At 57.2% G+C, this 22,478-nt stretch carries 19 protein-coding genes and 5 pseudogenes; 13 read left to right on the plus strand and 11 right to left on the minus strand.

Annotated features, from left to right (window positions below; translation table 11 throughout):
- The first annotated feature begins 246 nt into the window (after nucleotides 1–246).
- Nucleotides 247–429: a hypothetical protein gene (locus Q2T52_RS10660; protein WP_302076732.1), complete on the plus strand. Its 183-nt coding sequence runs from the start codon at nucleotides 247–249 to the stop codon at nucleotides 427–429.
- Nucleotides 430–708: 279 nt separating this feature from the next.
- Nucleotides 709–813: pseudogene (locus Q2T52_RS10665) on the plus strand (transposase); the annotation flags it as partial.
- A 404-nt stretch (nucleotides 814–1,217) separates the two neighbouring features.
- Here Q2T52_RS10665 and Q2T52_RS10670 read toward each other — a convergent pair.
- On the minus strand, nucleotides 1,218–2,504 hold the full coding sequence (locus tag Q2T52_RS10670) for a CitMHS family transporter (RefSeq protein ID WP_302076733.1): 1,287 nt from the start codon (nucleotides 2,502–2,504) through the stop codon (nucleotides 1,218–1,220).
- Between the two features lie 307 nt (nucleotides 2,505–2,811).
- Between Q2T52_RS10670 and Q2T52_RS10675 the strand changes: the two genes are divergently transcribed.
- On the plus strand, nucleotides 2,812–3,768 hold the full coding sequence (locus Q2T52_RS10675; RefSeq protein ID WP_302076734.1) for a LysR family transcriptional regulator: 957 nt from the start codon (nucleotides 2,812–2,814) through the stop codon (nucleotides 3,766–3,768).
- A gap of 99 nt (nucleotides 3,769–3,867) precedes the next feature.
- Nucleotides 3,868–4,806 (plus strand): LysR substrate-binding domain-containing protein, encoded by a 939-nt coding sequence (locus Q2T52_RS10680; RefSeq protein ID WP_302076735.1) that lies wholly within the window; start codon nucleotides 3,868–3,870, stop codon nucleotides 4,804–4,806.
- Here the strand turns inward: Q2T52_RS10680 and Q2T52_RS10685 are convergent.
- A complete protein-coding gene (locus Q2T52_RS10685; RefSeq protein ID WP_302076736.1) occupies nucleotides 4,801–5,667 on the minus strand; it encodes an alpha/beta hydrolase in 867 nt (288 codons plus the stop codon). The two genes, Q2T52_RS10680 and Q2T52_RS10685, sit on opposite strands and share 6 nt — an antisense overlap.
- Before the next feature lie 392 nt (nucleotides 5,668–6,059).
- On the opposite strand from Q2T52_RS10685, the pseudogene Q2T52_RS10690 reads away from it, so the two are divergent.
- The 8 genes and pseudogenes from Q2T52_RS10690 to Q2T52_RS10725 all read left to right on the plus strand — a co-directional run.
- Nucleotides 6,060–6,287 (plus strand): annotated as a pseudogene (locus Q2T52_RS10690) (hypothetical protein); the annotation flags it as partial.
- A gap of 239 nt (nucleotides 6,288–6,526) precedes the next feature.
- Nucleotides 6,527–7,690, plus strand: coding sequence for a cystathionine beta-lyase (gene metC / locus Q2T52_RS10695; protein ID WP_302076737.1), 1,164 nt, complete (start codon nucleotides 6,527–6,529; stop codon nucleotides 7,688–7,690).
- A 102-nt stretch (nucleotides 7,691–7,792) separates the two neighbouring features.
- A complete protein-coding gene (locus tag Q2T52_RS10700) occupies nucleotides 7,793–8,668 on the plus strand; it encodes a LysR substrate-binding domain-containing protein (protein WP_302076738.1) in 876 nt (291 codons plus the stop codon).
- A gap of 150 nt (nucleotides 8,669–8,818) precedes the next feature.
- Nucleotides 8,819–9,724, plus strand: a complete 906-nt coding sequence (locus Q2T52_RS10705) for an ABC transporter substrate-binding protein (RefSeq protein WP_302076739.1) — start codon at nucleotides 8,819–8,821, stop codon at nucleotides 9,722–9,724.
- A gap of 67 nt (nucleotides 9,725–9,791) precedes the next feature.
- The gene (locus Q2T52_RS10710) at nucleotides 9,792–10,682 is read left to right on the plus strand and encodes an amino acid ABC transporter permease (RefSeq protein ID WP_302076740.1); all 891 of its coding nucleotides are present in this window, start codon (nucleotides 9,792–9,794) and stop codon (nucleotides 10,680–10,682) included.
- Entirely contained in the window at nucleotides 10,679–11,455 is a 777-nt protein-coding gene (locus Q2T52_RS10715; RefSeq protein WP_149748075.1) for an amino acid ABC transporter ATP-binding protein, read from the plus strand. Before Q2T52_RS10710 ends, Q2T52_RS10715 begins: the two co-directional genes overlap by 4 nt.
- Nucleotides 11,456–11,486: 31 nt before the next feature.
- The gene (locus Q2T52_RS10720; RefSeq protein WP_302076742.1) at nucleotides 11,487–12,821 is read left to right on the plus strand and encodes a M20/M25/M40 family metallo-hydrolase; all 1,335 of its coding nucleotides are present in this window, start codon (nucleotides 11,487–11,489) and stop codon (nucleotides 12,819–12,821) included.
- 12 nt (nucleotides 12,822–12,833) lie between these two features.
- On the plus strand, nucleotides 12,834–14,069 hold the full coding sequence (locus Q2T52_RS10725; protein ID WP_302076743.1) for an MFS transporter: 1,236 nt from the start codon (nucleotides 12,834–12,836) through the stop codon (nucleotides 14,067–14,069).
- On the opposite strand, the gene copD is transcribed toward Q2T52_RS10725, so the two are convergent.
- The 8 genes and pseudogenes from copD to Q2T52_RS10765 form a co-directional block, all read right to left on the minus strand.
- Nucleotides 14,064–14,945, minus strand: a complete 882-nt coding sequence (copD, locus tag Q2T52_RS10730) for a copper homeostasis membrane protein CopD (RefSeq protein WP_302076744.1) — start codon at nucleotides 14,943–14,945, stop codon at nucleotides 14,064–14,066. The genes Q2T52_RS10725 and copD overlap by 6 nt on opposite strands.
- Nucleotides 14,945–15,313, minus strand: a complete 369-nt coding sequence (gene copC, locus Q2T52_RS10735) for a copper homeostasis periplasmic binding protein CopC (protein ID WP_302076745.1) — start codon at nucleotides 15,311–15,313, stop codon at nucleotides 14,945–14,947. The genes copD and copC overlap by 1 nt, the downstream gene beginning before the upstream one ends.
- A gap of 100 nt (nucleotides 15,314–15,413) precedes the next feature.
- Nucleotides 15,414–16,196, minus strand: a complete 783-nt coding sequence (locus tag Q2T52_RS10740; protein WP_302076746.1) for a DJ-1/PfpI family protein — start codon at nucleotides 16,194–16,196, stop codon at nucleotides 15,414–15,416.
- Nucleotides 16,193–16,798, minus strand: a complete 606-nt coding sequence (locus Q2T52_RS10745; RefSeq protein WP_302076747.1) for an SCO family protein — start codon at nucleotides 16,796–16,798, stop codon at nucleotides 16,193–16,195. Before Q2T52_RS10745 ends, Q2T52_RS10740 begins: the two co-directional genes overlap by 4 nt.
- Entirely contained in the window at nucleotides 16,795–17,328 is a 534-nt protein-coding gene (locus tag Q2T52_RS10750; protein WP_302076748.1) for a copper chaperone PCu(A)C, read from the minus strand. Before Q2T52_RS10750 ends, Q2T52_RS10745 begins: the two co-directional genes overlap by 4 nt.
- A gap of 167 nt (nucleotides 17,329–17,495) precedes the next feature.
- A complete protein-coding gene (locus Q2T52_RS10755; RefSeq protein WP_302076749.1) occupies nucleotides 17,496–18,152 on the minus strand; it encodes a helix-turn-helix domain-containing protein in 657 nt (218 codons plus the stop codon).
- Between the two features lie 740 nt (nucleotides 18,153–18,892).
- Nucleotides 18,893–20,218, minus strand: a complete 1,326-nt coding sequence (locus tag Q2T52_RS10760) for an LLM class flavin-dependent oxidoreductase (RefSeq protein ID WP_302076751.1) — start codon at nucleotides 20,216–20,218, stop codon at nucleotides 18,893–18,895.
- Between the two features lie 60 nt (nucleotides 20,219–20,278).
- Nucleotides 20,279–21,205: pseudogene (locus Q2T52_RS10765) on the minus strand (LLM class flavin-dependent oxidoreductase); the annotation flags it as partial.
- Nucleotides 21,206–21,258: 53 nt separating this feature from the next.
- On the opposite strand from Q2T52_RS10765, the pseudogene Q2T52_RS10770 reads away from it, so the two are divergent.
- Nucleotides 21,259–21,965, plus strand: a pseudogene (locus Q2T52_RS10770) (IS6 family transposase).
- Between the two features lie 41 nt (nucleotides 21,966–22,006).
- On the opposite strand, the pseudogene Q2T52_RS10775 reads toward Q2T52_RS10770, so the two are convergent.
- Nucleotides 22,007–22,337, minus strand: a pseudogene (locus Q2T52_RS10775) (transposase); the annotation flags it as partial.
- Between the last annotated feature and the right edge of the window lie 141 nt (nucleotides 22,338–22,478).

A 22,478-nucleotide genomic window follows, 5' to 3' on the forward strand; every position in this document is an offset into this window, starting at 1 on the left:
ACCACTATTGTCTCAAGTCACCGGAAGAATAGCGCTGGTGGCGCCGCTTCCGTACGTACAGCAAAAAACGCATGCGCAATAATTGCCTATCGCTTGTAAAACAATAGTTTTTGCCTTCCCCCACAAGCGACGGGCAGGGGTATAAAGCCGCGTCATTGTGATCTAAAGGGTGTCGCGGCCAACGGCATTCATGATGCCGATTGTGGTTGATCTGTCATTGACCGTGCCCATGGAAGGAGAAGCGCCATGGGCAAACCGCATCCGATGGAGTTGCGCGTGCGTGTCGTTGCGTTTGCGAATGAAGGCAATAGTGATCGGGAAGTCGCCGGCATTTCCGGGCTTCTCTACGGCTGGTCAACACATGCAGATCCTGCACCGTTTCTCTGGTTCTCTTCGCCTGCCCAGATAGGCCCATCGACCTGGCAGTAACTTTCTCCACATAGGGAATGGATCTGTGGGTGCATTGCTCTGCATGGCGAAGTCACTCTGGATAAATTGTATATCGAACTGGCCGAACGCGGCATCGACGTCCATCGCGCGAACGTCGGGCGGTTTTCTCCATCGGCTTGGGCTCAGCAATAAAAAAGCCTCAAGGAAAGCGAGCAGCACAGACAGGAGATCGCCAAAGCGCGTAACCTTTGGATCAACTGGCGAAAGCCGTTCTTCAACAAGGCCTTGTCTCGGCTCATCTTTATCGAAGAGCCTTCCAAGGCGAAGGCGGCCTGGCTTCTGTTCCTGCCGCCCTATTCGCCGGACCTCAACCCCATCGATATGGCAGTCTCAAAACTCAAGAGCCCGCTGCGAAAGCAGGCCGTTCTATATTTCGCCGCTATCGCCCAAGCCATCCGATAAATCTGTAATCTCTAATCCGTCACAGAATTGAAAGCAGCAGGATATGAGTGCGATTAAACGCGATACGCTTTAAGTGCACCGTGTCGATGCCAATTTTGTCTTTCATGTTGCCTTAAACGAGGCGGCGAACAATCATTATTGCACTGGTTTCCCTGCATGCGCTGCCGGTGCACATTGCGTTGCTAAGATGATTTCAAGCAGATGGTGCAATTCGCAACAAAGTCGCGTTGATCAATCCGGGAGGTGCAAAAGCCGACTTCCCGGAAGAATCTACCTCTGCTGGTCTGGAAACTTGGATCTGTAAGACTTCAAATTACCTCCTCGCAGCGGAATCAACTTCGGTGGTAGGTCACTCACTACCGATGTCATAACGCTCCGGAGAAAAATGCGATAGCCAACATGATCAATGCTATGGACCACATGTAAAAGACCGAGTGTCGTATATGAGCAGCAAAATCGACACCTGCAAGACCAACCAGCATGTAAGCGCTGCCGATAACGGGGCTAATAGAGTAGCCGACATTTTCACCGATCAGCATCGCCCGGGCTACCGCCTCCGGCGCGACGCCGTGCGCTTTCCCAACACTCACCAGTACAGGCAAAATTCCGAAGTAATAGGTGTCTCCACCAAACATCATGCCGAGCGGTAGAGCAAGAATGCCAACAATCAGATGGACACTGCTTCCAAGGTTCGCGGGTATGAGTGAGATCAGCAGCTTGGCCAAAGCGTCCAGCATGCCGCTATCGTTGAGGATCCCCAGAAAGACGCCTGCCGCCAAAATAATGGCCGAAAGGCTGACCGCTTCGGCGCCATGTTTCTTGATCGCTGCCATCTGAGCTGTTGAGCCGTTGTAGTTGAGAGGCAGTGCAATAGCTACCGCTATCATCATGACAATTCCCAAGGGAATGCCGGAAAACACCATAGTCGCAATCGTGGCGAGGGTGAGCAACGTGTTCGCTGCACGTTTCCAGTTGTCCGAGATACTTTCTGAACCCAATGCATTGCCATCTGCTGCGGGTTCGAAGCTTTGTTCAGGCAAACCTGTCTGGGGCAAGTTGCGTCCAACCCACCAAGCCAAAGCGAGTGAACTGCATATACCGGCGAGGTGTGCTGGCCAAAGCGGTCGCCACAGTGCCGCAGGATCGACATGCAGCACTGTCGCAGCGCGCAGAACCGCAGGTGTCCACGGTTCAATGTTCATGATGCCGGCCATTAAACCGGTCAGCATAGCCAGGTGAAGTGGGCTGATCTGAAACCGCCTATAGATTGGAAGGAACGCGGAGATGGTGACGAGGTAGGTCGTCGGCCCGGCTCCGTCCAAATGAACCAGCGCTGCGGTGACAACCGTCGCCATCAAAATGCGGTGGGGGCGGTTACCGGCGAACTTCAAGAGGAGGCGAATAAGTGGCTCAAAAATTCCTTGAGCATACATAATTCCAAAATAGACTATGGCGAATATAAATATGACCACCATGGGCGCGACGGTGCTCAGACCCGACAGAACAAATTTCTGTACATGAGGGATGTCATTCCCTGCCAAAAATGCGCCGACAAGGGGTATGGCTGTAAAGGTAACGACGGGCGACACACGTCCGCTCATGAGTATGGCCACGGACAAAACGACGACAAAAAGCCCGATATAGGCAAGCATTTATGATATTCCTCCCAGTCACACGCATCAATTGATTGCAAACGGATCGAAGCGATCGCCGAGCGTTACGACCCGTCGATTATCTCCTCCAGCCACTTCGGTGATGCTTCCGCCCGATAGCCAGCTACCCGCGTTGGCACCCCCTCCAGGAGGTTGACGTGCTCGACCTCCAACAGGGATGGCTAGTCAAGATCGCCGAAACGTTTCTCCCCCTCGATCTCCACGCGTTGCGGAGATTTGAGAGAACCAGAAAATGCCATAATTGACTGTTGAGAATAAGTGAAAAATTTACAGTGTTTATCTCGCTATGAGCATTAATTACAGTCTGACGGAAATACGCGCCTTCATTGCGGTTGCAAGCTTTCAAAGTTTCGGCCGCGCGGCGGATGTCTTGGGTTTGTCGCCCTCTGCTGTGAGCCGGAGGATCTTCGAACTCGAGCAAACATTGGGCACGCAATTGTTCGAGCGGACGACCCGGTCTGTCGTCTTGACTCGCGCGGGGCGAATTTTGCTGGCCGATGTGACGCCTGTTTTGCAGAAGATGGATGAGAGTCTCACAAAGATCGCGCAGGAAGCGCAGGGCGACGGCGGCTGGCTCGATGTGGGTTGCGTCACCTCTGTATGCTTTGCGATCGCGCCGCGTGTCGCCCGAGCCTTCAAAGCTCTTTATCCGAAAATGCATTTGCGCCTGCATGACAGCACGGGGAAAACGGTTACCCACAGCGTTTTGCGCGGCGATACTGTCTTTGCGGTCAACTCGGTTCTCAACCCACCCAGCGATCTCTACGTGCGGGAGGCGTTACACGACAGCTATGTGCTCGTCGTACCAAAGGGTCATGCTATGGCCACAGAAAGCGAAGTTTCCTGGAAAAGATTGGCAACGCTATCGGAACTTGGCCTGACTTTGTTGGCTTTGAACCAAAGTAGTGCAAATCGCCAGGAGGTCGATCAGGAGCTTCGGAGTGTCGGGGTTGCCGTTCCTTGGGGTGATGAGGTTCAGCACTTCTCCAGCCTTATAGGCTTTCTGAAGTCGGGCGGATTTGCAGCTGTTCTGCCTCAGATCGCCATGCATGCTTGCGAGGAATGGGGGTTAAAAGGGATCGCTTTGAAAGACCCAACTATCCATCGGCGGATCGGCCTGATCAGGCGTCGTGACTTTGTTCTGCCGCAACCGGCCGCAGCTCTTTGGACATTGTTTGAGAAGGAACTCGCCAATCTTGCGGCACAAGGCGGGCAGATTCCTGATCTGCTTCACATGGAATAGGCGAGCGATGTGGAGCTTTGATCGCAACCTTTCAAATTGCCTTTTCTAAAGGGTCAAGCGCAAATCGGGCGTTCCTCAATTCAGGCTAGCGGGCATATCGTGAATACCAGCATTCTTTCCCGGATACCTTTGCTCGCGCTGCGTCATTTGGAAGCCGCAGTGCGTTTAGGATCATTTGAAACGGCTGCCCGGGAACTGAATGTATCTGCGAGCGCCGTCAGTCAGCAAATCCATCGCATCGAAAGATCGATTGGCTTTTCGTTGTTCGAGCGCCTTGGCAATCGAACCGTGCCCACCCGACGAGGCCTTGAGCTCGGCAGAGTGCTGACACAGGCGTTCGATGCCATCGCGATCGGTGTCGAGGAAGCGGCCAGTTCCGGAATGTCTCATGGCGTCAAAATCCGGGTCTATCAAACCTTGGCGAATCGCTGGCTGATTCCCAATCTGGAAGATTTCTCCAGACAATATCCAGAGGTCTCCGTGGAGTTTGAAACTGGCAGTGGTGATGTTGACTTCAGCCATACCGATGCGGATATGGCCATTTGCTTTAACGCTGCGTCCAGCCGCCGTGTCCTTCGTCAGGAACTTTTTTCATCCCGCCTTACTCCAGTTTGCACCCCACGCGTGGCTTTGGAAAACGCCACCGATCTCGCTTCCGTCCCGCGCATTTCCTCGCGAAATCGCATGAGTGACTGGCCAACCTGGCTATCAGCTTCAGGGTTTAAGCAAGAGCGGCAAACCCGCCTGCTGCTGTTCTCCAACTCAACATTGGCATATGAAGCCGCTCTGGCGGGAATGGGAATGGTCGTGGCTCAAATTGAACTGGTCATCAATGACCTCCAAAGCGGCCGCCTTGTTCAGCCTTTCGCCACCTGTATTCGTTCCCAACAATCCGTTGCTCTGCTCGAGCCGGAAATCCGTCCCCGTAATCCAGCGGCAACGGCATTTCGGCAATGGGTCGTTCAAGAAGTTAAAGCCTTGACCCATCGTACAGATTTATTCCTAGCCCAGCGGCAGCGCGGTGAGATGAGCTTATAACGCCATCACTCGATCGATAAATCGCACAATTCGATCGGAGATTGGCGGCTGCCGAAAAACCTCATCACCGTGGCCTGCATTGGGGATGATTTCGAAATCTACAGACGCGCCCTGCTTTACCAGTTCGCCAGCAAGGGATGCACTCTGGGCCCAAGGAAGCACTTTGTCCTGTTCGCCGTGCATGATCAAAAAGGGCGGTGCATCACGCCGTGCGTATGTCACGGGGCTGATGGTGACGAGCTTATCCGGATGTCGCAGCGGATCACCACCAATCAACAGACCCAAGGGCGATTCAGCGCTCGATTGGTCGGTTTCACTGTTCTGCACCGCAGTGAGGAATTGCGGGAAATCATAGGCACCGTATATGGCGACCACACCCTTGAGCTCAAGGTTTGGCACGGTGTTGAAATCCGCTTGGTCCCTTGCCAAGGCAGCCAAGGCTGCGAGATGGGCGCCCGCTGAAGTTCCCGCAAGGACAATCCTTGAGGTATCAACGCCATACGTGCTGGCATTCTCTATCAAATGCTTCATTCCTGCGTTGACGTCTTGCACCTGCGCCGGAAAGCAAGCGTCTTGGGCCAATCTGTAGCCAATACTGACCAAAGCGTAACCATGCTCAAGCACAAACATCGTACGCACTGCGCGCTTGTCGCGTCGCATCCAGCCCCCGGGGTGAAAAAACACCACCACGGGCATGGGCGCGGAGAGAGCTTGCGGTAGATATACGTCGTATCGCTGGCGTTCATGCGAACCAAATTCAACGTCACGAATAACGTTGACGCCGGCCGGTGGTTCGGGAAGAGGAATGACGGACCCGGTATATTGCGGCTTTCCGCCGGTTTGAAGGGTATTGTCGATCATATTTGTTCCGCTTCCTGGTTTGCCCCAAATTCCTAATATCCACTCAAGTGGGAGCACCATAACGACGATCGCATGCAACAAAAGCAAGATGCTCTAAGGGTAGGATAAGACAAGCTGGGTGTGGTGCAATTGCGCCGGATTTCGCGCGCCAGATTGTGCCATAGATCCTGCTGGCTTCCGTACGAGGTGAACCGCGCCGGCTTTGCCGGAGCCCCCAACTTCTGAGAAGCAGGGTCTATGACAAGCAAGACGACGAACAAGTTTTCTCCTGAAGTTCGCGCCTGCGCCGTTCGAATGGTGGCGGAACATGAGGCAGAACATTGGTCGCGGTGGGCTGCCGTTTGCTCGATAGCTGCAAGATCAGGTGCTCTGCGCATACGCTGAATGAGTGGGTGAAGAAGGCCGAGGTCATCCATTGGAGAGGACCGTGGCGAAACTTCGAAGCCGTAGAGTTCGCCACTTTGGAATGGGTTGATTGGTTCAACAACCGCCGCCTTCTGGAGCCCATCGGGATCATACCGCCAGCCGAGGCAGAAGAGCGATATTATGCCATGCCGGACGCGCCAGCCATGGCCGCATACCTTAAACCAAACGGTCTCCGGCAGGGAGGGCGCGGTTAAGATCGATACAGGCCATACTTATCAACTGATAGAGCGGAGTTCGAACCGTAGCTGCGGCGTGAAGGAATTTGCAGCAGTGAAAGGTCAAAACGCACCTCATGATCGCGTTGGCAATCTGGAATAACTGGTTCCGGTACCGTCGATCATAAACTTTCGTTATGAACTCATGTGCCGGGTGTGCTTGGCTGAGGTTCCGTCTCCGGGGTATCGCTTGCCGTGCCAAGAGAGGATTTCAAACCATGCATGATCTCACACGCTGCGTTCATCATCCTGCCGTATCGCAGGAGGGCTTCAGTAGTCTTGCTGTTCCGACCTACCGGGCGTCGACGATTGTGTATCCGGATGCGGAATCCTTTTCCGCACGGGGGAAGCGGGGATTCGACGGCTATACTTATGGCCTGCATGGCACGCCGACGACACGCACTCTGGAAGCGCAGATTACCCAGTTGCATGGTGGTGTTCGAACCGTACTGGTGCCGTCCGGACAGGCTGCCGCATCCATGATCATGCTGACCTTCCTGATGCCGGGAGATTGCGTGCTGATCCCCGATAATGTCTATGGACCGGTCCGCTATTTCTGCGCGGATTACCTCAAGCCGCGGGGTATTGAGTACAAAGTCTACGATCCGTTGATCGGCGCCGGAATCTCGTCACTGATCGACGACAAGACCAAACTCGTCTGGATCGAGTCGCCTGGTTCGGGAACGATGGAGGTGCAGGATGTCCCGGCGATCATTCAAGCGGCGAAGGCAAGGGGCGTCCTGACCGCCTGCGACAACACCTGGGCAACGCCATTGCTGTTTAAGCCTCTCGCCCACGGCGCAGACTTTGTTGTCGAGGCGTTGACCAAGTATATCGGCGGTCATTCTGACCTGCTGCTCGGCTCCATCACCGTCTCCGATATTGAGTTGCGCCAGCGCATCAAGCTTGTTCTCCGCGATATGGGCATTGGTGTTTCGCCTGATGAGGTGGCGCTGGCACTGCGCGGCATCGAGACTATGGGGGTTCGTCTACGTCATGTGGGCCGCGTGTCCGAAGAGTTTGCGCAGGCGCTTCAGGAAAGCGCTGTCGTTGAACGCGTCCTGCACCCGGCCTTGCCATCCTGCCCTGGGCATGAGTTGTGGAAGCGGGATATGGGCGGTTCCGCTGGTGTCTTCAGCGTCGTGTTGAAACCAGGCGCAGAGGCCAATCTGAAGCGCGCAATGACGGAGCTGCGGATCTTTGCGATTGGCGCCTCCTGGGGCGGCACCCGCAGTCTCATCGCTACAACGGCGCTGAAGGAGGAGCGGACGGTGCGTCCCTGGACCTCTGCAGGTACGGTGCTTCGCATCAGCATCGGCTTGGAGGATGAGCAGGATCTGTGGCGGGATCTTTCGGAAATGCTCGGCAAGCTTGAACACTGACTGCATCGCTATTCGCTTATACGACAAGGCCTTCGTACAATGAGGGCCTTTTCCTATTTCTGCAGACTGCGCATGATGCAGAAAAGATGCGGGGAGGAGTTGATGAACTTTCGACAGATCGAAATCTTTGCAGCCATCATGAAAACCGGGACCGCGTCCAAGGCGGCCGAACTGCTTGATATCACGCAGCCCGCAGCAAGCCGTGCCTTGTCCGATCTGGAAAGCGATCTGGGCTTTCTATTGTTTGACCGCGTTCGCCAAAGGCTCCAGCCAACGCCGGAAGCTTGGCAATTCTACAAGTCCGTGGAAGCATCCTTTCGAGGCCTTGATACCATCAAGGCGGAGGCGGCGCGCATCCGCGACCAGGGAAGCGGTCGATTAAGAATAGCTTCCCTCGCGCTCCTGGGGTCTACGCTGGTGCCAAGGTCCATTGCTCGATTTCGAACCCGCCACCCGGACATCAATGTGACGCTGCACGTGCTGGTCTCGCGGGACGTACGTGATCTTGTGGCGTCGGGGCAGTTCGATGTCGGGCTTGCCGCGGACGAAATCGATATCACCGGGCTCAATCATCAGCTCTTTCTGTCGCCGCAGGCCATGATTGCCATGCCTGTGGGCCATCCGCTCGCGGCCCGCGAAACGATCAGGCCTCATGATCTGATAGGATTTCCCTTCGTTTCCTATGTGCCGGAGGATCGGGCGCGCCAACGTTTCGATGCCATTCTGTCTGAGGCGGGCGTCAAGCTCGATATTGTCGTTGAAACGATCTACGCTTCCACGGTGTGTGCCCTGGTGACAGAAGGTGTCGGCCTCGGGCTTGTCAGTCCCTATGTCGTCAGCAATCTCGATAAGACCCGCGTTGCTCTTCGACCCTTTGAACCGGCGGTCTCCATCAAGACACTGCTTATTCTACCACCTGACAAACCGAAGTCATTGCTGGTGAGAGATTTCATCACAGCGCTGATGGAGTCACGCTAGCGTCTATCTTCATAACATCTGCGCATGAACTCATGCGGGCCGTTCCCTTGTTCTGCCACGGGTCGAAAAATACGATCTGACCCGTGTTGGTGATGCTCCTCCAGCAAACGAGAGGTTGCCGTCAACACGGTCTTCAGAAAGGGAACGCAGATGGAAAAGTTCATAAGTAACGTATCGGCGGCCAGATTATTGGCGCTGATGTTGGGTACTGCGCTATCGCTGGCGTCGCCCATTGCATATGCCGCCGAGGGTTTCGATGCGGCGAAGATTGCCAAGGATGAGGCGCTGGCAGCCCGACTGCCAAAGGATATCAAGGCAAAGGGTACGCTCACGATAGGATCGGACACGACCTATCCCCCGGCGGAATTCCTTGCGGGACCGGACGGCCAGACGCCCGAGGGCATCGACGTCGATCTGGCCAAGGCCATGGCTCAGAAATGGGGCCTGAAGCTCGAATTCCTGACAGCCCAGTTTGCCAGCATCCTGCCGGCCATTGGCCCCCGTTATGATCTCGGCGTTTCTGCATTTACAATTACAAACGAGCGCTACAAGGCGGTCGACTTCGTCAGTTATTTCAATGCTGGAAAGCAATGGGCTGTGCAGGCTGGCAACCCCGCGCATTTCAACCCCGAAGATCCCTGCGGCACGACCGTTGGAGCACAGACAGGTTCGACAGGCGAAAAGGCTGTGGTTGCAATGAGCAATGCCTGCGTCGCTGCCAAAAAGGCCCCTATCGAAATCGTATCGATGCCAAAGCAGACGGATCTCATCACGCGTTTGATCAACGGCGCCGTTCACGCCGTCTATGCGGGCTCGACCAATATTGGTTACGCAGTCAAGCAGACCAACGGCCAACTGGAAACGATCGGCAAGATTACCAATCCGTCGCCAAACGGCATTGCTGTTGCCAAGGGCCAGACCGAGTGGGCGAAGCTTGTCGCCGATACGATCAATGGACTGATTGCCGACGGCACCTACGGGCAAATCATGGCGAAGTGGGGCATCCAGTCTGCCGCGCTCGAAAAGGCAGAGGTGAATCCGAAGGTAGAGGAATAGAGCGGTGAACTCAGCCGGACCGCCGCGGGGCAGGTCCGGTTCCCACTCATTGCGACCAGGAGGCTCCATGCACCAGGTGCACGAAGATCAACAGATTGAACTTAACCGACCCATTCCGGTGAAGCATTACGGTCGATGGCTGCTGACAGCATTCCTGCTCGCTTCAGCCGTAATCGTGGCGAGCAGCCTTGCAACCAATCCGAATTTTCACTGGGATGTGGTTGGTGAGTATCTCTTCGACGCTCAGATTCTACGCGGTGTCGGCTGGACGCTGGCGCTTACGCTGGTGGCAATGATCTTCTCGATCCTGATCGCTGCCGCCCTCGTCATCATGCGGGATTCTGGAAACCCGGTGCTGTCGACATTGAGCTGGCTCTGGGTCTGGTTTTTCCGGGGTACGCCCGTTTATACCCAGCTTGTGTTCTGGGGGCTACTGTCGGTGCTCTATCCAAGGATTTCACTTGAACTGCCAGGGCTTGGCGCCATCCTTGATCTACGAACAAAGGATGTGTTCACGCCGGCCATCGCAGCCATTGCTGGGCTTGCCTTCAACGAATCTGCCTATCTCGCGGAAATCTTCCGGGCTGGCTTCAAAGCCGTCGATGGCGGGCAGACTGAAGCCGCACAGGCACTCGGTATGCGTCGCATGAAGATCCTTTGCCGCATCATCATTCCGCAAGCGATGCGTATGATCATTCCGCCCACCGGCAACGAAACCATCGGCATGCTGAAAACGACGTCGCTCGTGCTGGCCGTTCCGTTTGCCTACGATCTTACCTTCGCAGCCAACACCATTTCAAACAGGCTGTATCTGCCGATCCCGCTGCTGGTCGTCGCTGGCCTCTGGTATCTCTCGATCACGTCCCTTCTGATGTGGGGGCAATCCTACCTGGAGCGCTATTTCGGCCGTGGCATCGATCGAAATCAAATCAGTATTGCCCCGAAGGAGAGCGCATGAGCACGGTCAGTTCCGATGTATGCGTCGATATCCGAAGCGTCCACAAATTCTATGGTGACTTCCAGGTGCTCTTCGACGTCAACCTTGAGATCGCAAAAGGCGAGGTTTGCGTCGTACTCGGTCCATCCGGTTCAGGAAAGTCCACGCTTCTGCGCTGCATCAATCATCTCGAAACGATTGCCGCTGGGCGGATCTACGTCAACGGCGACCTGATCGGCTACAGCGAGAGAAACGGAAAGCTCTACTGCTTGGCCGAGGAGGCAATCGCCGCCCAACGTCGCAACATCGGCATGGTCTTTCAGAGGTTCAATCTGTTTGGCCATATGACGGCGATCCAGAATGTGATGGCTGGACCGGTGCTTGTGAAGGGGCATTCGCGAAGATGCGCTGAACTGCTGGCGATGTCCCTGCTGGAGCGCGTCGGGCTTGCCGACCGGGCGCGCCAGTATCCCTCGCAATTGTCCGGTGGGCAGCAGCAGCGGGTTGCTATTGCGCGCGCCATGGCGATGCAGCCGGATGTGCTGTTGTTCGACGAACCGACCTCAGCGCTTGATCCCGAACTTGTCGGCGAAGTGCTTGAAACGATGAAGGATCTGGCGCGAACGGGCATGACGATGATTGTCGTAACCCACGAGGTGGGGTTTGCCCGCGAGGTGGCCGATCGTGTTGTCTTCATGGACCAGGGGCGCATCGTCGAAAAGGGTGCACCGGAAAGCGTTCTCGACAACCCGCGCAATCCTCGCACCCAAGCCTTCCTTTCGAAGGTTCTCTGATCTTATCCATTCACTTCTGGAAGACGGTATAATGTCCCTGGTATACGAACCCTCCGCAGCTTTCAGCGTCGCGGAAACTGAAGCTGTTTCCTTCGTCAGCGATCTCATCAGGATTCGCTCGGTCAACACGGGCGACCCGGACACCATAGGGGACGGCGAAGCGATTGCCGCTGCCTATATCCGGGATCGTCTAAACGAGGTTGGACTCGCGTCCGATTATGTCGAGCCGGTGTCCGGTCGCGGCAATGTGATCTGCCGGATTAAGGGATCGAACCCCAACGCACCGGCCCTCATACTGCATGCTCATCTGGATGTGGTGCCGGCTGATGACGCGGAATGGTCCGTGCCTCCCTTCTCCGGCGAGATCCGCGACGGAATGCTCTACGGCCGTGGCGCCGTCGACATGAAGAACATGGCTGGCATGATGCTGGCCGTCGCCCGTGACTTGGCGCGAGAGCGGTTCGTTCCGGAACGCGATATCGTTTTCATGTGGTTTTCCGACGAGGAAAACGGCAGTGTTTACGGGTCGCAATGGCTGACGGAAAAGGAAGCCCACTTCTTTGAAGGCGCATCGGAAGCCATCAGCGAAGTTGGAGGTTTCTCCATCACTCTGCCAAACGGGAAACGCGCCTATCCTTTGGCAACGGCGGAAAAAGGCGTTGCGCGCGTGAAATTGACGGCGCGTGGCACTGCCGGCCATGGTGCGCTGGTCAACGGAGACAACGCCGTCACACGTCTTGCCGAAGCCGTCCATCGCATCGGAACTCACACATTCCCCATTCATCGGACACCGCATCTCGATGCGATGTTACGCGGCCTAGAAGAATTGCTGGACACCAAGTTCGATGATGACAAGCTCGATCAACAGCTTGGGCAGTTCGGTTTCTTTGCCTCGACGATCCGTGCCTCTCTGCGCAATACCGCAAACCCGACGATGATGAACGCGGGCTACAAGCGCAACGTCATTCCATCGACTGCTGAAGCCATTATCGATGGTCGGGTGCTGCCCGGGCTGCAGGACGAATTCGTACGGGAAGTGGAGGCATTGGTTGGACCCGGTATCGATATCGAATGGACGTTTGGCTGGACGATTGAGTCACGCGTGGATGGTCCCCTGATGGAAAAGATGTCGGCAGCCATCCGCGCCGAAGATCCGGATGGGACGGTCATCCCCTATTTGCTGCCAGGAGGTACGGATAACAAGTTGCTTTCGAAGATTGGTATCTCCGGTTACGGCTTCGTGCCGATGAGAGTTCCCGCCGATTTCGATGTCTGGGGCCTGTTCCACGCGGTCGACGAACGCGTGCCCATCGCGGGGCTGGCCTTTGGCGTGCGGGTCTTCCTGCGTCTGCTCAAAGCCTGTTAGCAACGCTCGGTCATGCGTTTATTGCGACCCTTGGGTCACGGCCAGTTTCTCGGGCTGTGGACGGCGTATACATTGTCGATCGCTGCGACAACGGTATTGCCAACGATCCTGGCATTGATGATTCTCGATTGGCAAACTGGCATCGGGGATCTCGGCATTGCACTTTCCTCCAGGACGGCCGGATTTCTCGTGGGGGCATTGCTGGGCGGACAGATCGCTGATCGGTTCCCGCGGCATGCCGTCATTGCCTTTGCGTCGCTATCTCGCGGCTTGGCGGTGATCTTCATTGCTCTTTTCTTTGGTCGCGACATCACACTGATCGCACTCTGCCTGTTCATTGCCGGAGCTGGTGAGGGTGCATTCCGCAGTGCCTATCAATCAGTATTGGTCGAGGTTCTGGAGCAGGATCTTCTGCAGCAGGCCAATGCCTTAACGACGCTCAGTGCCCGCATCCTGCAGACCGGCGGTCCGCTTGCGGCAGTTGCCGTCTACAGCCTCTTCGGCGCAGCGACCGCTCTGCTGATTGCGGGATCGCTTTGGGTCTCGGGCGCGCTCCTTATCGTCATTATGTGGCGAACGTTCTCGACTATCAGCCCTGAAGAAGAACATTACGGCGGATCTTCTGCCGGATTTTGGACATCATACCGCGACGGCCTTCGCGAAGCGCTCAGACATCACTGGTTCCTTGCGGGTCTTGCCGCATTGCTTGTCTGGTTGGCACTGGGGAACAGCGTCCAGCAACTTCTGCTGCCCGTGATCAGCCGAGATCTGCTTGGCGGTAATACCTTTATGGGACTTGCGCTGTCGTCCTATGCGGCTGGTGCGCTCATAGGCGCCCTGTACCTTGGTAGCACGAAGGCGCAGCCATTAGGATGCATTGCCTTCATTGGCCTTGCCCTATACGGCTTGGTACCGCTCGCCCTTGCTAGCGGTGAAAACTGGTTCATCCTGGCGGCATATTTCCTGGGCGGCCTTGGGATAGAGCTGTTCAACATCCCCTGGTTTACCACCATCCAGAGCAGAATACCGCGCGATTTACTTGGGCGCATATCGTCGATCGACTTCCTCGTATCCTATGGCATTTCCCCTCTCGCGCTCGCCGGATTGCCCAGCATCACCCTGGCAGTGGGAAGGACTGAAGTGTTGATCGTCGCCGGCGTACTGGTGATATTCGCGCCGCTCGCCTGCTGGATCCTTCTCATCACTTCCGAATTTCGTCGAACGCAAAAGACGCAGGACAAATCATGAAGGATCGAGCGTACCGAACCAGGCGACAAGACCAAGAACAAGTGATGCTAGGATACACTCGACCAGCGTCATCATGCGTAGATGCGCATATGCCCGCTCCCGGGAAAGCCCTATTCTGGGAACCACAACATAACGATTGAAGACTGCGACGAGGACCATAATGCTGACGATCAGGATTTTGATCGCCAGAAGACGCAGATATTCCGAGTTCGGATCAAGCGATGTTCCCTGGAGTATCAGCGATGAGTTGATCACTCCTGTCAGGAGGACGAGGAGAACGGTAACGTGACCGTATCTCGAAAAGCGGATAAGCGCTTTTTCGCGCTCCGGGATGCTATCGGCATGCGAAGCATGGCTAAGTGTCAGGAGGACAGGCACAAGTGCTCCGGCCCAGGCGCCACCAGACAGGATGTGCAGGCAGTCGTTGATGCGGTGGACAACATCCCGCCATCCATCATTCATCGTCGCATGCCCTGTCATGCTGGAGGTTGCCAGAAGCGCTCCACTTGCCATGACGATGAGGGGAAGCGCGTGCCTTCTAGCGCGCGATGCCAGACAGAGCGCGATCAGGCAGGCCGATTGGGCGAGCCAAGCCTGCCCGATCGAGGTCGAGAAAAGAACGTCCTTGATGACGGTGGGGGAGACGGCATCAGTCCATCCGTCTGCGATCAGTGCCGTTCTGACAGGCAGCAGCAACACGGTCGCAGTGAACACTGTGACCAAGGCTATGCGGTTTCCGCGTCGTAGCGGCAGTTCCAGGACTGGCAGAAGCGGCCCGCGAACGCAGGCCGCGAGATAGGCGTTGGCGCCCCACAGATAAATGGCGGCGCCAAAGAAAGCCCATCGGCACAGGATGAATACCGTCTCCGGGGACATCAGGGCTTCACGGAAAAGCCGTAGGTGCCCTCGGTCCTGTGCCCATCCGTGGAAAGAACGTGCCACTCGACAGTGTAGTCACCCGCCGAGAGCTTCACAGGGACAGTCACCATCAGCGTCTTGTCGGCATCCATGAGCATCGGTGCTCCAGTCTTGATCTCGGACTTATCGGGACCAATGAGCTTGATGCCGGAAAACTTGAGGTTCAGGGGTTCGGAAAAGGTCAGGTCCAGTTCCTTGGGAGAATCACTGACGGCCGCCTTGTCGGCAGGTGTCGCGGCTTTCAGATGCGCGTGGGCCAAGGCCGGACCCGCAAAGGCGAGAGTGATCATGATGGCGGCCAAGCGAGAGGCAGATGTCTTGGACATGGAAGCGTTCCTTATTGATGTGAGTATATGAGACGAAGGGTGGTTTGTTGTCTTGAGGATGACGGGCCGGCGAACAAGGGCGGCAAGCGTGGGCAGGTCACTAGAGCTTGGTGCGGGGATGCCAGCGTTCTGCAGCAGCCCGGGCTCCATCGAGGGCAGGCTTTCGTCGTTTGAGAAGAGCAGCCGTCAGATCATGACCTGCCTTCTCGGGCGATCCCGCAGTGAAGGGCGGTTCGGGATCGTATTCCAGGAGTAACTGGATTGATTTCGCCGCATCTTCCCCCAGAAGCTTTGCCGCGATCGCCAGGCCGAAATCCAGGCCTGCTGTGACGCCCGCTCCAGTGATGACATTTCCATCGACGACCACGCGCTCGGACACCGGGGTGGCACCGAAGATCGGTAGCAGATCGCGTGTATACCAGTGCGACGTTGCGCGTTTGCCCTGGAGCAATCCGGCGGCACCCAGCACCAGCGATCCCGTGCAGACACTGGTGATATAGGTGGCATTTGAACCACGAGCTTGGACGAAATCGAGAACCTCCTGATCCTCTATCATTGCCGTGGTGCCGCCGAGCCCTCCTGGTACGAACAGAATGTCAGCATCCTGGGGGCACTGGGCAAATGTCGTCGTCGGGGCAATGCTGATCCCTGTGTCTGTCTTGACGGGGTCGTTTGTTTTCCAGGCAAGGTGGACATCCGCCATCATCATGTTGAAGCAGGTCAGCGGTCCCGTGAGGTCCAGCAGGATCATGCCTGGATAGATCAGGACAACGACAACAGGCTTTTTGCCCTGAGGCTGCATGGTCTGCGCCAGACCAATCGAGCTTGCGGACAGCATCCCAAGCGAAGCGAGCGTCACTGCATTGAAGGTGCGGCGTTTCATGCCTTTGCATCCTTTTCCTTGAGAAGAAGTCCGCGAATGCGCGTGAGTGCTTCCTGTTTGTCGACACCATAGGGCAGCATGCCCTTCAACCGGCCATCCGGACCGACGAGAAGAAGAGAAACGGTATGGCTCATGTGATAGTCGCCATCTTCGCTCGGCAGCTTGGCGGCATGAATCATCCATCCATCGACGACCTTCTTCATTTCTTCCGGCTTGCCGGTGATCCCGGTGATCCGGTCGGTAAAGGCGGTCACATAGCCGTGCATGACATCGGGCGTGTCACGCTCCGGATCAATGGAGAAGAAATAGGCCTTCAGGCGCTCACCTTCCGGTCCGAGCGTCTTCAACCAGTCCGCAACCTCGAAAAGGGTTGTCGGGCAGACTTCCGGGCAATGGGTATAGCCGAAATAGACGAGCGCCGGAGATCCCTGGAATATGGATGGCCCGACCGGGTTGCCACGATCGTCGCTCAGCGCGAACTGTGCTCGAAACGGTCCAGGCCGCTGGCTGTCAAACGCCACCCAGACCGTGACGCCGATCAGGCACGCAACGAAGATGCCAGCCACCGAGAGGGCGAGAATGCCAAGAGGATTGCGGATCATTTCGCAGGATCCGTATGGCCATGATGGCCGCTATGATCGTCCATGCCACCATCCTGCTTCATGCTGGAGGCGTCCCCTGCCGCAGGACCGACCGCAAACTCCACGTTGACGGGTCCGGCTTTCTCGAACGTCAGGGTCGCCTTGATGATCTCGCCCTCCTTGAAGGGCTGAGCGACATTCATGAACATCACATGGTAGCTGCCGGGCTTCAGTTCGACTGTCGCGCGTTTCGGGACCGGTATCCCGCCCTGCAGCTCGCGCATGATCATGATGCCGCCATCAATCTTCATCTCATGCAACTGAACGGAGGCAGCGCGGTCCGAGGTTGCGCTGACCAGCCGATCATCGGTTGCGCCTTCGTTGGTGAGCTTCAGATAACCGCCGCCGACCTTGGCGCCAGGAAGCATCGCGCGGGTATAGGGGTGACCGATCTCGATGTCGCCGACCTTGAAGCCATGGGCAAGAGCCGGTGAGACGGCGATGATAGTCGCCAGGGCGAGCCCAAGTTGTTTCAGCGTGTGGATCTTCATTATACTGCCTCCGTTGGATGACGAGTGTTGTTAAGTGAAGGAGCGATGGGGAGAATCACGGGCTGCCCCGACGAACATTCGAGGAATTCAGCCTTGATGCCGTAGCATTCGCCCAAGCTCAGTTCCGTCACGACATCGCCGAACGCGCCATGGCTAATGAGCCTTGATCAGGCTGCGGGCGTGGCACCAGTCGCAAGCGTGCGAAGTGCTTGCGGGTCGCGAATGGTGATCAGTTCAGGCTGGTTGAACCCGATCACGCGATCGCGTTTCAAACGGCTTAGGCAGCGACTGACCGTTTCCTGGGTCAGGCCAAGCCAGTCCGCCAATTCGTAGTGCGACAGATGAAGCAGGAAGGTGATCTGTCCGCTGTTCCGTCCATATCCGTGGCGGGCAAACTGTCCGGCAAGATCCAGCAGGGTAGACGCGACGCGCTCAGCCGCCGTCTTGCGGCCAAGCAACAGCCCGTGCGCTTGAGCGCGCTTCAGCATTCGCCGTGCTGCCTCGTTGATCACTTCAGCGTTCTGCTCGGTCTCGATCTCCTCGACCCTGCTCTCGCAAATCGCCATGGCCCGGCACGCATGAAGATCGACATGCTCGCCGCTAATGACCCAGCCAGGGCCGAAGACGTCCAGGATTTGCCGACGCTCGTCGCTCAGGTCACGATAGAGGGCGACGCACCCTCGCGAGAGACGGAATGTGATTGGAGCACCAAGCCGAGCCAGCGGAATCCCGGTTTGCGCCGAAAAGCTGCGCGAACGGGCCTCAGAGACTTGTCGGAAAGATGTCAGGACCTGTGCGAGGGACGCTTCATCCCTGGATGACATGCTTAACATGCGCGTGTTTCCAGCCATGTGCCGGAACAGCGCAGCAACGCGAAATCCAACGGCACAGATTGTCGAATGGTGACCGCTAAGAAAGCGGTCACGGTTCAGGCAATCAGGCCGAATGGAGGCGCACGTGGTGATGCATTGGGAGGAAAGAGCTGCCTGTAGAAGGCTTCATAACGAACCGGAGTATACCGATCTGACTCGCGGGAGACCGCTACGCCGCCCACTGCAGGTGGTTCAGGCAGCAGGATCGCTGAGGCGAGCCGGCAGGCTTCGCAACCGTTTCCAAAATCATGGCTGTGCTTTTTGCTGGCCCCGTCTTCAGACGACAAGCAAAACACAGGAACGGTTCCATCTGGCAGAGTGTAGGCCGCGAGCTCGGCAGGCGTGAGCGTGCTCGCTGAAACAGTCGGAGGTTTATGCGACAAGCCGACAAACAATAGGGCGACTGCGCACAATATGCGCGTCAGAACTCCCGCTTGTTTGCTGCTTCGCTTCATGATGTCCCCTCGATTGGCAAAACATAGCGCCACTTCCAATCGAGGACAATGCGACATCTGTGCTCAGGGTAGGTGCTTCACATTCGAGATGATTTTCGAAATCAGAAATCGCCCAGCATGCCTCTTAGTTTGAAGGGCATCGCTGGTCCAGCCTTAGGGGTTCATTCCCTAAACGCTTCATGTCTCGGTGGAGAGCAACAGTATCAACTCCTGAGGAAGGGAGCGGACACAACGCGATTAAGCGGGAAAGAACCGGTTGGCCGGACGCGAGAGACCAAGATGTTCGCGCAGCGTCGATCCCTCATAATCTTTGCGGAAGAGACCACGCCGCTGTAGTTCCGGCACTAGCTTCTCTGTCACATCGTCCAGCCCTTGCGGCAGGAAGGGGAAAACGCAGGTAAAGCCATCCGAGGCCTCTTCGTTCAGCCATGTTTCCATCTCGTCCGCAATGGTCTTGGGCGTGCCGATAAGGGCGAGACCCGCATAGCCGCCATAACGCTGGGCCAGTTGGCGAACGGTGAGCTTTTCCTGCTCCGCCAGCCGCAGCACCTGCGCGCGTCCGCTCTTGCTGGCATTGGTGTCCGGAATGTTGTCCGGCAGGGGTGCGTCCGGATCGAAGCCCGAGGCATCGTGCCCAAGTGCGATGGACAGCGAGGCGATGGCGCTGTCGTAATGCACGAGACTATCCAGATGAGCGCGCTTGGCCTTTGCCTCGTCCACGCTGTCGCCAATGACGATCATTGCTGCAGGCAGGATCTTCAGATGGGCGGGATTGCGACCAGCGGCCGGCATGCGGCCTTTGATATCCGCATAGAGCGCCTTGGCAGTCGCCAGATCGCGCGGGGCGGCAAAGACGAGTTCCGCTGTTTCTGCCGCCAGCTGCTTGCCCGGTTCCGACTGACCCGCCTGCACAATCACCGGCCAGCCCTGAACGGGACGCGCAATGTTCAGCGGCCCGCGCACGCTGAATTCCTCGCCCTTGTGATCCAGAACATGCAGCTTTTCCGGATCGAAGAAGATGCCGCTTTCCTGATCGCGGATGATGGCATCATCGGCAAAGCTATCCCAGAGGCCAGTCACCACATCGAAGAATTCACGGGCTCGCTGATAGCGCTCGCCATGCTCCACATGCTCCGAGAGGCCGAAATTGCGGGCCGCATCCGGGTTGGAGGTAGTGACGATGTTCCAGGCCGCCCGCCCGCCGCTGATATGATCCAGTGAGGCAAACCGGCGGGCCACGTGATAGGGCTCATCGAATGTGGTGGAGGCAGTCGCGGCAAGACCGATCTTGTCGGTGACGGCGGCAAGGGCGGAGAGAAGCGTGAAGGGCTCGAAAGACGTTACCGTGTGGCTGCGCTTCAGGGCTTCCACCGGCATGTTGAGAACGGCCAGGTGATCGGCCATGAAGAAGGCATCGAACTTTGCCCGCTCCAGCTTCTGGATAAAGGATTTCAGATGGCCGAAGTTGAAATTGGCATCCGCATAGGCACCCGGATAGCGCCAGGCACCGGTATGAAGGCTGACGGGGCGCATGAAGGCGGTGAGGTGAAGTGTCTTGCTCATGGGCGTGTCTCGCGGACCGAAAAGTTGACCGTCGACAGAATGCGACGAGGGCGGGACATTTCATATCGAAACGGGCAGGCTGCCTTGCAAGGGGCAGCGCTCATTCCGATCGGTTCTGTCCCGCCAGTCCTGTTCAATCCGGGTAGGGAAGGGGTAGCGGTCGCGGATGGTGCGGCCTTCATATTCGCGCGGATAGACACCGCGATCCTGCAAGATCGGAACGACCTTCTCGACGAACTCTTCGATATCATCGGGCGCACGCGGCGGCTGCAGCGTGTAGCCATCCACTGTTCCGTCTTGCCACAGATCAATGATCTGGTCGGCCACCTCTTCGGGCGTGCCGAGCACAAGGCGATGGTGACCTTCGGAACGACGCACTGCCTGACGCGCCGTCAGCTTTTCGTGGGTGAGGAGGTCGGACAAGCCAAGCCCCATGCCGACCGCCCATTGACGGTTCTGGTCCGGCACGAAACGCTCGGCTTCCAGCACGGCATCAGGATCGAAGGTCGCGGGATCGATGCCGTTCTCCTTTGCGAAACGGGCAAGCAGCCCATCCTCCGACCCGGTGCCGCTGAAAAGCTCGTGTTTGCGCAGCGCCTCTTCGCGGGTCTCGCCTATGATGGCGACGAGGCCAGGTACAATGCGAATGGCGAAGGGATCGCGCCCGACTTCGATGGCCTTGCCCTTCACCTTCTTGGTAAAGGCCTGCCCAGCGGGCCGGGACAGGATGTTGCAATAAATGATTTCGCCATGGCGCGCGGCAAGTTCAATGCCGCCTTCCGAGGCCCCTGCCTGCGCGATAACCGGATGTCCCTGCGGACTGCGCGGCACGTTGAGGGGGCCGCGCACATGGAAAAATTGCCCCTCGTGATCAATGGTGCGCGCGCTCGATGCATCCCAGAAGCGGTCCGGCGGAACCTCGCCTTCGCGCCGCGGGTCCCAGCTTGCCCAGAGCTTCTTGGCCACATCCAGGAATTCGATGGCGCGAGGGGACACTGTAAAGTTAACGAGGCTGCGACAACGGTGCGCGATTTTACAGCATGAGCCAATCCGCCCGTAATCCACTCTACCGCCGCCACCGCTTCCCCGCCGAAATCATCGCACATGCTGTGTAGCTGTATTTCCGATTTCCTCTCAGCCTCCAGATGGTCGAGGACATGCTGGCAGCGCGAGGGATCATCGTTTCGCATCAAACAGTCCGGCTTTGGGCGGAGAAATTCAGGCGGGCCTTTTCCAGCGAGATCCGCCGCCGCTCAGCGGGCCGACTGGGTGACAAGTGGCATCTCGACGAGGCCGTCTTTTCGATCGGCGGCACGAGGCACTGGCTCTGCGGCGCCGTCGATCAGGACGGTTTCGTCCTGGAGGTTCTGGTGCAAAGTCGTCGCAATGCTAAGGCGGCTAAGCGTATGATGGGCAAGCTATTGAAGCGCCAAGGCCGCGCGCCGCGCGTGATGATCACCGACAAGCTTCAAGCCTAAGCCGCCTCAAAGCGACAGATCATGCCGGGTGTCGAGCGTTGCCCCAGAAAGGCTTGAAACACCGGGCGGAGAGTCCCCATCCGCCAATCCGAAGACGAGAACGGATGATGAAGCGCTTCAAGTCTGAGCGCCATCTGCAACGCTTTGTCTCTATCCATGATCCGATCGCTAACCTCTTCCACATCCCCTGACACGAGATTTCCTTCAGCCATCATCGCGAACTGCGTTCAGAGGGAATGAACCTGTGGGCAAAAATCGCTCGACCATGAACCGCCGTGGCGAAGCGCGCTACGACTGCCGCGCGCCCATGAAGTTTACGATGCCTCGTCCGCACCGAAAACAGCAGGCGATGCAGCGCAATGAAAGCGTATTTCACTTTGCATTCCTGGCGAAATACGCGATCGCTTTTTTTTGATGTCTCGCTCCTCGGTGACGCGAGCCAGTCCCTTCTTCAGCCGCCTGATCTCGTCGGCCTCGACGTCGGCTTTGGCATTCGGCGTGCTAAACTTCTTCTTCCCCTCGTAGAACGAATGCTGGCTAATGCCGAGACGCTGCAAAACCTCCGCAACCGGCTAGCCTCGCTCGGTGATCGGACGCACAGCGTCACGCTCGAGCGTGTGCAGTTGCCCCGGACAGCCCACTGTGAGATTGCGCGCGACGCCGATAACGCGATGGCCGTCCGAGGCCAGCCTATGCGAGAGCGCCAGACCAATGCCCTTGCTGGCGCCGGTAATCAGGGATGTTCTTGTCATGGGAAACCTCCGGCCCTGCCGCGAGCGAGG

The sequence above is a fragment of the Rhizobium oryzicola genome (assembly GCF_030504645.1).
GTDB lineage: Bacteria > Pseudomonadota > Alphaproteobacteria > Rhizobiales > Rhizobiaceae > Neorhizobium > Neorhizobium oryzicola.

Excerpts from the sequence above, each read along its gene's own strand:
- Q2T52_RS10705 (WP_302076739.1), top strand. The coding sequence starts at position 8,819 with ATGGAAAAGTTCATAAGTAACGTATCGGCGGCCAGATTATTGGCGCTG.
- Q2T52_RS10720 (WP_302076742.1), top strand. The coding sequence starts at position 11,487 with ATGTCCCTGGTATACGAACCCTCCGCAGCTTTCAGCGTCGCGGAAACT.
- Q2T52_RS10740 (WP_302076746.1), bottom strand. The coding sequence starts at position 16,196 with ATGAAACGCCGCACCTTCAATGCAGTGACGCTCGCTTCGCTTGGGATG.
- Q2T52_RS10745 (WP_302076747.1), bottom strand. The coding sequence starts at position 16,798 with ATGATCCGCAATCCTCTTGGCATTCTCGCCCTCTCGGTGGCTGGCATC.
- Q2T52_RS10760 (WP_302076751.1), bottom strand. The coding sequence starts at position 20,218 with ATGAGCAAGACACTTCACCTCACCGCCTTCATGCGCCCCGTCAGCCTT.
- Q2T52_RS10700 (WP_302076738.1), top strand. The coding sequence starts at position 7,793 with ATGAACTTTCGACAGATCGAAATCTTTGCAGCCATCATGAAAACCGGG.
- copC (WP_302076745.1), bottom strand. The coding sequence starts at position 15,313 with ATGTCCAAGACATCTGCCTCTCGCTTGGCCGCCATCATGATCACTCTC.
- copD (WP_302076744.1), bottom strand. The coding sequence starts at position 14,945 with ATGTCCCCGGAGACGGTATTCATCCTGTGCCGATGGGCTTTCTTTGGC.
- metC (WP_302076737.1), top strand. The coding sequence starts at position 6,527 with ATGCATGATCTCACACGCTGCGTTCATCATCCTGCCGTATCGCAGGAG.
- Q2T52_RS10755 (WP_302076749.1), bottom strand. The coding sequence starts at position 18,152 with ATGTCATCCAGGGATGAAGCGTCCCTCGCACAGGTCCTGACATCTTTC.
- Q2T52_RS10710 (WP_302076740.1), top strand. The coding sequence starts at position 9,792 with ATGCACCAGGTGCACGAAGATCAACAGATTGAACTTAACCGACCCATT.
- Q2T52_RS10685 (WP_302076736.1), bottom strand. The coding sequence starts at position 5,667 with ATGATCGACAATACCCTTCAAACCGGCGGAAAGCCGCAATATACCGGG.
- Q2T52_RS10660 (WP_302076732.1), top strand. The coding sequence starts at position 247 with ATGGGCAAACCGCATCCGATGGAGTTGCGCGTGCGTGTCGTTGCGTTT.
- Q2T52_RS10675 (WP_302076734.1), top strand. The coding sequence starts at position 2,812 with ATGAGCATTAATTACAGTCTGACGGAAATACGCGCCTTCATTGCGGTT.
- Q2T52_RS10715 (WP_149748075.1), top strand. The coding sequence starts at position 10,679 with ATGAGCACGGTCAGTTCCGATGTATGCGTCGATATCCGAAGCGTCCAC.
- Q2T52_RS10725 (WP_302076743.1), top strand. The coding sequence starts at position 12,834 with ATGCGTTTATTGCGACCCTTGGGTCACGGCCAGTTTCTCGGGCTGTGG.
- Q2T52_RS10750 (WP_302076748.1), bottom strand. The coding sequence starts at position 17,328 with ATGAAGATCCACACGCTGAAACAACTTGGGCTCGCCCTGGCGACTATC.
- Q2T52_RS10670 (WP_302076733.1), bottom strand. The coding sequence starts at position 2,504 with ATGCTTGCCTATATCGGGCTTTTTGTCGTCGTTTTGTCCGTGGCCATA.